This is a genomic window from Epilithonimonas hominis (genome assembly GCF_003730015.1).
In the GTDB taxonomy this organism is placed as follows: Bacteria; Bacteroidota; Bacteroidia; order Flavobacteriales; family Weeksellaceae; genus Epilithonimonas; species Epilithonimonas hominis.
This window is the reverse complement of the sequence record NZ_RJTU01000084.1, coordinates 1-12,196: the sequence shown is the minus strand read 5'-3', so window position 1 is coordinate 12,196 and position 12,196 is coordinate 1. Positions and strand designations below refer to the sequence as shown.

7 protein-coding genes, 1 pseudogene and 1 riboswitch are annotated in these 12,196 nt (G+C 37.8%); of the genes and pseudogenes, 6 read left to right on the top strand and 2 right to left on the bottom strand.

Going from position 1 to position 12,196, the window contains the following annotated elements; genetic code table 11:
• Window positions 1–77: 77 nt before the first annotated feature.
• The gene (locus EGH73_RS13555; RefSeq protein WP_123282295.1) at window positions 78–500 is read left to right on the top strand and encodes an OsmC family protein; all 423 of its coding nucleotides are present in this window, start codon (window positions 78–80) and stop codon (window positions 498–500) included.
• A gap of 79 nt (window positions 501–579) precedes the next feature.
• On the opposite strand, the gene EGH73_RS13550 is transcribed toward EGH73_RS13555, so the two are convergent.
• A complete protein-coding gene (locus tag EGH73_RS13550; RefSeq protein ID WP_123282294.1) occupies window positions 580–3,186 on the bottom strand; it encodes an MGH1-like glycoside hydrolase domain-containing protein in 2,607 nt (868 codons plus the stop codon).
• A 382-nt stretch (window positions 3,187–3,568) separates the two neighbouring features.
• Window positions 3,569–4,373 (bottom strand): annotated as a pseudogene (locus tag EGH73_RS13545) (glucose 1-dehydrogenase).
• Between the two features lie 171 nt (window positions 4,374–4,544).
• Window positions 4,545–4,649, top strand: a riboswitch (SAM riboswitch).
• Window positions 4,650–4,700: 51 nt separating this feature from the next.
• Between EGH73_RS13545 and EGH73_RS13540 the strand changes: the two are divergent.
• From EGH73_RS13540 to metH, 5 genes are read left to right on the top strand one after another with little or no spacing between them, the layout of a single operon-like run.
• Complete coding sequence (locus EGH73_RS13540; RefSeq protein WP_123282293.1) at window positions 4,701–5,648, top strand: alpha/beta fold hydrolase; 948 nt, start codon at window positions 4,701–4,703, stop codon at window positions 5,646–5,648.
• Window positions 5,648–7,186, top strand: a complete 1,539-nt coding sequence (locus EGH73_RS13535) for an ACT domain-containing protein (protein ID WP_123282292.1) — start codon at window positions 5,648–5,650, stop codon at window positions 7,184–7,186. Before EGH73_RS13540 ends, EGH73_RS13535 begins: the two co-directional genes overlap by 1 nt.
• A gap of 25 nt (window positions 7,187–7,211) precedes the next feature.
• Window positions 7,212–8,417 (top strand): O-succinylhomoserine sulfhydrylase, encoded by a 1,206-nt coding sequence (locus tag EGH73_RS13530; RefSeq protein WP_123282291.1) that lies wholly within the window; start codon window positions 7,212–7,214, stop codon window positions 8,415–8,417.
• A 24-nt stretch (window positions 8,418–8,441) separates the two neighbouring features.
• Complete coding sequence (locus EGH73_RS13525) at window positions 8,442–9,455, top strand: homocysteine S-methyltransferase family protein (RefSeq protein ID WP_123282290.1); 1,014 nt, start codon at window positions 8,442–8,444, stop codon at window positions 9,453–9,455.
• 3 nt (window positions 9,456–9,458) lie between these two features.
• On the top strand, window positions 9,459–12,140 hold the full coding sequence (gene metH, locus EGH73_RS13520) for a methionine synthase (protein ID WP_123282289.1): 2,682 nt from the start codon (window positions 9,459–9,461) through the stop codon (window positions 12,138–12,140).
• The last annotated feature ends 56 nt before the right edge of the window (window positions 12,141–12,196 follow it).

Genomic DNA, 12,196 nt, shown 5'->3' with positions numbered 1-12,196 from the left:
TTTATAATGCACTACGGGTAGAGAAGTGAATTTATCCCCTTTTGATTTTGTAAATTTGATTTTAATTTAGATTTAAAATGAAAATTACACTTAATAGAATCAATGATGATTTTTTGTTTGAATGTTCCAACGAGCAAGGAAATTCTATTTTATTAGACAACACCACTTTGCCTGGAGCAAAAGGTGTTTCACCGATGCAATCTTTGCTAATGGCAGTGGCTGGATGTAGCGGAATTGATGTAGTTTCAATCCTGAAAAAGCAGCGCCAAACCATTACCGATTTCAAAGCGGAAGTAGAAGGCGAAAGAGTTCAGGTGGATGAAGCAAAACCTTTCAAATCTATCAAAGTGAAATTTTTCCTAGAAGGCGAGATCGACCCGAAAAAAGCTAAAAAAGCTGGAGAATTATCCTTCGAAAAATATTGTTCTGTTTCCAAAACCCTGGAACCGAATGTTGAGATTTCTTATGAAGTCAACGTGAATGGAGAACTTGTGCAATAGAGTTTGAGGGTTTGAGCGTCTTAGAGTAGGAGAGAATCAAAACTCACTAAAACCCTAAAACGCTCCCACACTCAACTTATTATCGGCTAGCCAGCCTCGGCTGGATCAACTTCGCCACAGTAGAAGTCCATCCTGTTTGATGAGAAGCGCCAACACCTCGACCATTATCACCGTGGAAATATTCGAAGAACATAATATAATCTTTGAAATGTGGGTCTTGATTAAACTTCTCAACACCACCGTTGAAAGCTCTGTTTCCATTTTCGTCTTTCAGGAAAATGTTACAAAGTCTGTCGCTAATGTCTTTTGAAACTTCTTCCAGATTCTTTTGAACACCGCTTCCTTTCGGATATTCAATCGTCAATGCATCGCCAAAAAAGAAATGGAAGCGCTGTAAACTCTCGACAATCAAAAAGTTAATCGGAAACCAAATAGGACCACGCCAGTTGCTGTTGCCGCCAAACATTCGGCTATCACTTTCTGCAGGCGTGTAATAAACAACGTGTTCTTGGCCGTGAACAGTGAATCGGAAAGGATTTTCTTCATAAACTTTAGACATCGCACGGATTCCATAGTCGCTGAGAAATTCAGATTCATCTACTAATCTTGTTAAAACTTTCGTCAATCTTGTTTTTCTGAGGATACTTAAAAGGTGTTTATTGCCTTCGCCTTCAACATACCATTGGGAAACGAGTTTGGTTAGGTCTTGTTTATTTTTCAGAACCCATTCCATTCTTTTTTTGAATTCCGGAAGTTTTTCCAAAAGACTGTGTTCCACAACTTCTACCGCAAACATCGGAATCAATCCAACAATACTTCGAAGTTTCAAACTTACGCTGTCTCCATTGGATAACTGAAGCAAATCATAGAAAAATCCATCCTCATCATTCCAAAGCCCTTGCTTGCCTTCACCAATGTTTTCCATAGCTTCGGCGATATAAAGATAATGCTCGAAGAACTTAATCGCCATATCTTCATAAACAGGATTGTACGTTGCCAATTCCATAGCGATACGCATCATATTCAGAGCATACATTGCCATCCAGCTCGTTCCATCGGCTTGTTCAAGGTGCTCACCTTCATTGAATTCCATATTCCTGTCAAAAGCGCCGATATTATCCAAACCTAGAAATCCGCCTCCAAAAAGGTTATTTCCGTTGTAATCTTTTCGATTAACCCACCAAGTGAAATTCAATAATAATTTTTGGAAAACCCTTTCCAAGAAAGCCAAATCTGGTTTTCCATTATTTTTTTCGTCAATTTTGAAAACTCGGAAAGTTGCCCAAGCGTGAACAGGCGGATTAACATCGTCAAAATTCCATTCGTAAGCCGGAACTTGACCGTTTGGATGCATATACCATTCTTTCGTCAATGTAATCAATTGATTTTTTGCGAATTCTGAATCAATTACAGAAAAACTCACACAGTGGAACGCCAAATCCCAAGTCGCATACCAAGGATATTCCCACTTGTCGGGCATCGAGATAATATCTTTGTTATGAAGATGCTCCCAATTGCTGTTTCGTACAAAACCTTTTCTTTGGATGGGGAAATTCGGGTCGCCTTTCAGCCATTTTCCGATGTTGTAATGATAGAATTGTTTGTTCCAAAGCAAACCAGCAAATGCCTGTCTTTGAACATTTTTTTCGTCTTCATTTTCAATATCTTTCTGGATGTTCGCATAAAACTCATCCGCTTCCTGTTTTCTTCTTGAAACAATTTCATCAAAATCCCAAAACGCATCATCCATAATATGAGGCGACAATCGGAATTCGAAAACCTTGTTGCTGTTCGCTTCTATGATTTCTTCACAATGAAGAGAAGCTTTCGTCCCCGTTTTGGAAGGGTTTACGGTGTCAAGACCTTTCGTAATATATTGATTAATTCCGTCTTTGAAAAAACCTTCTGTTTTCGGAAGATTAAATAATCTTGAACGATTCGTTTCATTCTCACAAAACAACGCATCCGCATTTCTGTTTCGGGAATATAATTTCTTTATACTAAGACTGTTATGATGAACATCTATTTCGCCTTGCTTAGAAAATCCGAGTTGACCTTTGTAATCGTTATAGCCCCACATCCAGTTATTTCTGTACCAAACTGTTGGGAGAACAACAATCGGAGCAGGTTGATTACTTCTGTTATGAACATCAATTCTGATTAAAAAATCATCTTCTCCAGCTTTTGCGTATTCAATAAAAATGTCAAAATATTCATCATTGTCAAAGATGCCTGTATCAAATATTTCATATTCAGGGTCTTTGTTGGAGCGTTGCGCATTCGTATTGATGAGGTCATCGTACGGAAACGCTTGGATTGGATATTTGTAAACCATCTTCATATAACTATGAGACGGCGTATTGTCCAGATAGTAAAAGATTTCCTTGATATCTTCGCCGTGATTTCCCTGATAATTACTCAGTCCGAAAAAACGTTCCTTGACTCTGCAATCATTTTTATTCCAGAAAGAAAGCGCAAAACACAATTGCTGTTTCTTGTCGGAGATTCCTGCGATGCCTTCCTCTGCCCAGCGGTAAGTCCACGCTTCCGCCATATCGTGACCAGTAAATCCCCACGCATCGCCGTTGGTACTGTAATCTTCGCGTACATTTCCCCATTGGCGGTGGCTCACGTAAGGTCCCCACTTTTTCCAATTCGGATTTTTTAATTTTTCTTCTTCATTCATTTTTCTAATTATTTTTCGAGAATAATTATTCTTTTTATTAGGAGCAACACGGTTAGACTTTTGTTAGAACATCCCAACCCGCTGTCCACTATATCTTTTTTGTCATTGCGAACAACGTGAAGCAATCTGTTGAGCTTAATAACAATCGCAATAACAAAAAAGGATGCCGTTCCCATCGGGGCTATGTTGAGGTTTTTCCCTTCTTAGACGATATAAATGATATTTGATAATCGATAAATGATATTTTCAAATCAACATCCGCTTAAAAAATCGATTCATCGATTCCTTTGCCTTCTTAAAATTTCTTCGTTCTTCAAAAAAAATTTGCGTTTAAAAACCACAGCGAATCAATCATTTATCAGCTATTATTCATCATTTATAATCACCCGTTATCCGCAAAACTCTCCAGCGTCGTCATTCCGCCATCCACATAGATACTCGCTCCGGTAATATAATCCGAATAATCACTCGCCAAAAATACGGCTAAATTCCCAATATCTTCCGGTTGCCCGATTCTGTCATACGGAATCAAAGTCATCAGCGCATCCAGAGATTTCTCATTATCCCAAGCCGATTTATTGATGGGCGTTTGTATCGCGCCCGGGCAAATATTATTCACACGGATTTTCTGTTTTCCATACTCCTGAGCCAGTGTTTGCATCAGCATTCTAAGTGCTCCTTTACTGGAAGCATAATTCGCGTGCCCGGCTCACGGAATCGTCTCGTGAACACTGCTGATATTGATGATTTTCCCAAGCGCTTTGGATTTTTCCGTCATTCCGCGTTTCAAAAATTCTTTGATGGCTTCTCGTGACCAAAGAAATTGACCTGTCAAATTTACATCAATCACTTTCTGCCACTGCGCTAAAGTCATTTCAATGAAAGGCGCATCTTGTTGCAAACCAGCGTTATTGATTAGAATATCAACCGTTCCATATTTATCAACTGTCGATTGGAACATCGTCAAAACCTGGTCTTCCTTGCTCACATCACATTGAATAATGAATCCTTCGCCACCATTGTCTTCAATTGTTTTCAAAGTTTCCTCTGCTTCCTCCTTCGAATGTTTGGATGAATGATTCACGATAACGATTGCCGGATTTTGCCAGACTAATAGCAATTCCTTTTCCTATGCCGCTACTAGAGCCTGTGACAATAGCAACTTGTTTATTTAGATTAATGTCCATAGTTTATATTTTGTGAGTTTGGGTAAGCAAATACTGTACACAATTGCTGTTATAAATTTCTTAAAATCTATTGTTAATAAAAAATTTATACTGACATTTTTCAGTTTATTTGGAAAAACGACAATTTCTTATCTATATTTGCAGTCAGAATTGTTCATTTACATATTGAAAATGTTATCGAGAAAGGTGGAGAGATTAGACTCTGTGAAACCTTGGCAACCCTTCGGAAACGAAGAAGGTGCTAAATTCTATCCGCAATGGCGGAAAAGATAACCCAAACCTATTTCTACATTTCCCTGTAGCATTTTCAATTTAATCTTATCAAAATTGAAAAACGAGCTACAACATATCAACCTTAATAACTTCACGACTCAGAACGGAAAAGTTCTCGATATTCCATTAAGCTATCAGCTTTTTGGAAAAGAACTGTATTCGGCTCCGATTGTTTTAATCAATCACGCTTTGACGGGAAATTCAGATGTTGCGGGAGAAAACGGCTGGTGGAAATCTTTGGTTGGAGATGGGAAAATAATTGATACCAACCGATTTACAATTATTTCTTTCAATATTCCCGGAAATGGTTTTGACGGGTTTTTCATTGATAATTACGAAGATTTTACAGCTCAGGATATTGCATCAATTTTTATTGAAGGGTTGAAAAAACTTAAAATCGAGAAACTTTTTGCATTAGTTGGAGGTTCTGTTGGAGGTTCTATCGGTTGGGAAATGTTGACTTTGCAAAATAATTTAGCAGAAAAATTCATCCCGATTGCAACAGATTTCAAAACATCGGATTGGTTACATTCTCAATGTCTGGTTCAGAAATTTCTTTTGGAATCGGAAGAAAAACCTCTTGAAAAAGCCAGAGTTCACGCAATGTTATGTTATAGAACGCCTGAATCTCTTAACTTAAGATTCAATAGAGAAATGGATTCTGAAAAACAAATTTTGAAATCTCACGATTGGCTCAACTTCCACGGAAACAGATTAAACGAAAGATTTAGTTTAAAAGCATACAAACTCGTCAATCATCTTTTGATGAATATCAGCGGAAAGGAAAATGAGTTGGAAAATATCAATGCAGAAATCCATTTGGTGTCGGTAGATTCAGACCTTTTTTATCCGGCTTTTGAGATTAAAAATACGTACCAATTTTTACAAAATAAAAACAAAAACGTTCAGTATCACGAGATTAATTCTATCCACGGGCACGATGCTTTCCTAATGGAATACGAGCAACTGAACACAATTTTAAAACCAATTTTTTTGAACTGATGACAGACAAGAACACAATTAATATTTATAGAAACAAAGCTTTGGTGAATTTCGAAGGAAAAGATTTTCTTGGGCAAATTGGCGTGGATTCACGTATTTTTCAAGCTTTGAATGGAGGGGGAATCAGCGTTGGCGTCATTTCCCAGCAAGCGATTGAAAACGGAATTTCTGTTCTTGTGGATGAGAATGACGCTTCTGATGCAGTTGATTTTCTGAATAAAGAATTCGAAAAAGAGAAAGCAAAAGGACACGTAAGCAATATTTACAGTGTTGAAAATTTAAGTGTTATCGGATTTGTTTCGGATAATTATAATAAGATTTTGTCGGAACTTCAGAGAAATAAGATTTATCCTTTGTTGCTGAGTCAAATCGCTTCTGCAGGAAGAGTGAATATTGTCGTAACTGGAAATCAAACCGAAATCACAAAAAATATCATCGAAACAGAAATCTACGGAAAACCAAAAACGGTTCATCTGGCTTTGATTGGTCACGGCAATGTTGGCGGAACTTTGGTAGAGCAGATTTTGGACTCAGCTTATGATATTCTTAAAAGAAAAAGAGTGGATTTGAAAATCGTTGCGATTGCAAATTCAAAAAAAATTGCCTTTAACAAAGCAGGTTTCGGAAGCGATTGGAGACAAAAAATCAAATATTCTACAACAGACTCAAGTGTAGATTCTTTGGTGGATTTTGCAAAAGAGCATCACTTGGAAAATCTTGTAATGGTGGATAACACGGCAAGCAAAGATTTTGTGAAGCATTATCCAACGTTTGTTGACAACGGATTTGATATTGTTGGTTCAAACAAAATCTATAACACGTTACCAATCTCGGAATATCGAAATTTCAGAAAATTATTAGAAAAAAATAAGAAAAAATATCTTTACGAAACCAATGTTGGTGCAGGTTTACCTTTGATTGATACAATTAAATTATTGCATCTTTCAGGTGAAAATATCACAAGAATCAAAGGTGTTTTTTCAGGAACTTTGAGTTATGTTTTCAATAATTTTTCACTTCGTAATGACAAATTTTCAACGATTATCAACGAAGCTTTGGAAAAAGGTTTCACAGAGCCTGACCCACGCGAAGATTTATCAGGAAATGATGTTGCAAGAAAATTGTTGATTTTAGCGAGAGAATTAGATTTATTTAATGAATTTGAAGATATTAATATTCAGAATCTTGTTCCGGAAAGCTTGTTGTCTGTATCTAAAGAAGAATTTCTTTCAAGATTGGAGGAATTAGACGACGAATATCAAAAAATTAAAGAAAACCAAGAGCCAGGCTATGTTTTAAGATACGTCGGAGATTTGCACGGAGATTTGCAAAAAGAAAAAGGAGAATTGGATGTAAAACTGATTTCTGTTCCGGCTAATTCAGCATTAGGACAACTAAAAGGTTCGGATTCTATTTTCGAAATCTACACAGAAAGTTACGGCGAAAATCCAATCGTCATTATGGGAGCCGGAGCTGGAGCTAAAGTGACTGCCAGAGGTGTTTTTGGAGATATTTTAAGACTTAGCGAAACAAAATAATTCTTGTAAAAAGTAAAATGTATTAATGATGAACAAAGAAGAAAAACCATCAACCGACAGCTATCAACCATCAACCAATTTCGAAACATTAGCCATAAGAACTCAAACCGAAAGAACTCAGTTTGACGAACATTCCACGCCGTTATATCTCACTTCAAGCTTCGTTTTTGAAGATGCCGAAGATATGCGCGCGAGCTTTGCGGAAGAAAAAGACAAAAATCTCTACAGCCGTTTCAGCAATCCAAATGTTACAGAATTTGTAGATAAGATTGTGAAAATGGAAGGTGCAGAATCTGGTTATGCTTTTGCAACGGGAATGTCGGCGATTTATTCCACATTTGCAACTTTGCTTAATGCGGGCGACCATATTGTGAGCTGTCAGTCAGTTTTCGGTTCTACACATACTCTGTTCACAAAATATTTTCCAAAATGGAATATCGAAACTACTTATTTCAAAGCAGAAGATGCTGAAAACGTAGAACAATACATCAAACCAAATACAAAAATTTTGTACCTGGAAACACCGACAAACCCGGCAATCGAGGTTTTGGATTTGGAATTTTTCGGACAGATTGCTAAAAAACATAATTTGATTTTCATCGTTGACAATTGTTTTGCAACGCCTTATTTGCAGCAACCAATTAAATATGGAGCAGATATTGTCGTTCACTCAGCAACGAAATTGATTGATGGTCAAGGTCGAGTTTTAGGTGGAGTTGCGGTTGGAAAAGCAGATTTGATTCGTGAAATTTATCTGTTTGCGAGAAACACAGGTCCGGCGATGTCGCCTTTCAACGCTTGGGTTTTGAGCAAAAGTTTGGAAACTTTGGCAATTCGAGTTGAGAAACATTGCGAAAACGCATTGAAAGTTGCAGAGTTTTTGGAAAATCATCCCAATGTAGAATTGGTAAAATATCCATTACTGAAATCTCATCCAAGCTATGAAATCGCTAAAAAACAAATGAAATTAGGAGGAAATATTGTGGCTTTCGAAATCAAAGGAGGAATCGAAGGCGGTAGAAATTTCCTGAACAGAATTAAGATGTGTTCTCTCTCTGCCAATTTGGGAGACACGAGGACGATTGTTACGCATCCGGCTTCCACAACGCATTCCAAACTTTCCAATGAAGAAAGAAACGAGGTTGGAATTACTGCCGGATTGGTACGTTGTTCCGTTGGTTTGGAAAATATTGATGATATTATTAATGATTTGAAACAGGCTTTGGATTAATTCAATGATGAAAAAATAAATAGAATGAAAAATTCAGAACAATTATATAAAGCATTGGGTGAACGTATTCTCATTCTCGACGGAGCAATGGGAACGATGATTCAGCGCTACAATTTCACCGAAGAAGATTACCGAGGTGAACGATTCAAAGACTGGGAGTCTCCACTTAAAGGAAATAACGATTTGTTGTCTTTGACTCAACCGGAAGTGATTGAAGAAATTCACAGAAAATATCTTTTGGCGGGTGCGGATATTATTGAAACCAATACATTTTCCGGAACTACCATTGCAATGGCAGATTATCATATGGAAGATTTGGTTTACGAACTCAATTATGAATCTGCTAAAATTGCTAAAAAAGTCTGTGATGAATTTACTGCCCAAAATCCTGATAAACCAAGGTTTGTTGCAGGTTCCATCGGACCAACCAATAGAACAGCAAGTCTAAGTCCTGACGTAAACGACCCAGGTTACAGAGCTATTACTTTTGACGAACTCAGAATTGCTTACAAACAACAAGCTGAAGCTTTGCTAGACGGCGGTTCTGACATTCTTTTAGTTGAGACAATCTTCGACACTTTGAATGCAAAAGCAGCGCTTTTTGCTATTGACGAAATCCGAGAAGAAAGAAATATTACTATTCCAATTATGGTTTCTGGAACCATTACCGATGCTTCCGGAAGAACTTTGAGCGGACAGACTGCCGATGCATTTTTGATTTCGGTTTCTCATATGGACTTGATAAGTGTTGGTTTCAACTGTGCTTTAGGAGCAAAACAATTGACGCCTTATCTGGAAATTCTTGCCAATCACACTGATTTCGGAATTTCTGCTTATCCAAACGCCGGTTTACCAAACGCTTTCGGCCAGTACGACGAAACTGCAGAACAAATGGCGGAGCAAATCAAAGAATATGTGGACAAAGGTTTAATCAATATTATCGGAGGTTGTTGCGGAACAACGCCAGACCATATCAAAGCGATTGCTGATTTGGTACAAACTTACCAGCCGAGGAAATTGTCGGCAATTAGTGAATAATTTATGGAAACAGATTGTAAAATAAAATATCTGAAATTATCAGGCCTCGAGCCTTTAATTATAACTCCCGAATCCAACTTTATCAATGTTGGAGAGAGAACCAACGTTGCTGGTTCCAAAAAATTTCTTCGATTAATTAAGGAAGAAAAATATTCCGAAGCACTCGATATTGCCAGAAATCAAGTGGAAGGCGGTGCTCAGATTCTCGACGTCAATATGGATGACGGACTTTTGGACGGGAAAAATGCAATGGTCAGATTCCTTAATCTAATTGCTTCCGAACCAGATATTGCCAGAATCCCGATTATGATTGATTCATCAAAATGGGAAATTTTAGAAGCTGGTTTGCAAGTGGTTCAAGGAAAACCTGTTGTGAATTCCATCAGCTTGAAAGGTGGCGAAGAAGAATTCATCAAGCAAGCAAAAGCGATAAAAAGATATGGTGCAGCGGCGATTATTATGGCTTTTGATGAGGTTGGACAAGCTGATAATTACGAAAGAAGAATAGAGATTTCCAAAAGATCTTATGATATTTTGGTGAACCAAGTAGGCTTTCCTTCCGAGGATATTATTTTCGACCTTAATATTTTTCCTGTTGCGACAGGAATGGATGAACACCGAAGAAATGCCATTGATTTTATCGAAGCAACTCGCTGGGTTCGTGCCAATCTTCCGAATGCTTCTGTGAGTGGCGGTGTTTCCAACGTTTCTTTTTCTTTCCGTGGAAATGATTCTGTGAGAGAAGCAATGCACTCTGTTTTCCTTTACCACGCGATAAAAGCGGGAATGAATATGGGAATCGTGAATCCAACAATGTTGGAAGTTTATGACGAAATTCCGAAAGATTTATTGGAATTGGTAGAAGATGTAATGCTTGATAGGACTGACGATGCAACAGAAAAACTTCTGGATTATTCCGAAAAACATAAATCAACCAAAAAAGAAAAAACCGAAGACCTTAGCTGGAGAGAACAGGATTTACAATCGAGAATTACACACGCTTTAGTCAAAGGAATCGATCGTTTTATAGAAGAAGATACAGAGGAAGCTAGAAAGGCTTCAAAACGTCCGCTTGATGTGATTGAGATAAATCTAATGACAGGAATGGGCGTTGTCGGCGACCTTTTTGGAAGTGGAAAAATGTTTTTGCCTCAGGTGGTGAAATCGGCGAGAGTAATGAAAAAAGCGGTAGCTTATCTTCAGCCTTTCATTGAAGCGGAAAAAGACCAGACTCAAAAATCCAACGGAAAAATCCTTATGGCAACTGTAAAAGGCGATGTTCACGATATCGGAAAAAATATTGTGAGCGTAGTTTTGGGTTGTAATAATTACGAGATTGTGGATTTGGGCGTGATGGTTCCGGCTGAAAAAATTATCCAGACTGCGATTGATGAAAAAGTGGATGTGATTGGATTGAGTGGATTGATTACGCCAAGTCTGGACGAGATGGTTCATATTGCGGATGAATTGGAGCGGAAAAATCTCAATTTTCCTTTGTTGATTGGAGGCGCGACAACTTCCAAAGCGCATACGGCGGTTAAAATTTCACCTAAATATTCCAATACGGTCGTTCACGTGAACGACGCTTCCAGAGCGGTTGGTGTGGTGAGTGCGTTATTAAATCACGACAAATCCAATGCTTATGCTCTGGAAATCAGAAAAGATTATGATGAATTCCGTGAAAAATTCCTGAATCGCCAGGTTGATAAAGAATATGTTCCGATAGCAGAAGCGCGTGTGAAGAAATTCAAAATCGATTGGGAAAATGAAGAGATTCACACGCCTAAAAAATTAGGAATCACCATTATCGAAGACCAAAACCTGGATGAATTGGTTGAGTTTATAGACTGGTCGCCGTTTTTCAGAAGCTGGCAATTGTTTGGGAAATTTCCTGATATTTTGACTGACAATGTAGTTGGAGAACAAGCAACGATTTTGTTCAATGAAGCACAGATAATGCTCAAGAAAATACTGAAAGAAAAGAGTTTTAAAGCAAAGGGTATTTTCGGAATTTTTCCTGCGAATGCCAATGAACAGGATGATATTTTGGTTTATGATGACCATCAAAATGTGATTTCGACTTTCAGAACTCTTCGTCAGCAACATAAAAAATCGGAAGGGAAAGAATATTTGGCGTTAAGTGATTTTATTGCGCCAGAAAATTCTGGAAAGCAAGATTACATCGGAACTTTCTGTGTTTGTACAGGTTTCGGAGCAGATGAATTGGCGAAAGAATATGAGGATAAAATGGACGATTACAATGCGATTATGGTAAAAGCTTTGGCAGACCGTCTCGCAGAAGCCTTCGCCGAATATCTCCACAAAAAAGTCAGAACCGAATATTGGGCTTATTCTGAAAATGAAACGCTGGACAACGAGGAACTCATCAAAGAAAAATATCTCGGAATTCGTCCTGCTCCAGGTTATCCGGCTTGTCCTGACCACTTGGAAAAACTAACGATTTGGGATTTGCTTAAAGTGGATGAAAAAATCGGGGTGACTTTGACTGAAAGTTTGGCAATGTGGCCAACGGCGGCGGTTTCTGGTTATTATTTTGGGAATCCAAAATCGAAATATTTCGGAGTCGGAAAAATCGATGAAGACCAATTGAAAGATTATGCGGAAAGAAAAGGTGTTGAATTGGATTATGCCAGAAAATGGTTGGCTCCGAATTTGGCAGATTAAATATTTATAAATATGAAAAAGACAATTTATTTAATTATTTTAATGAATCCTCGATA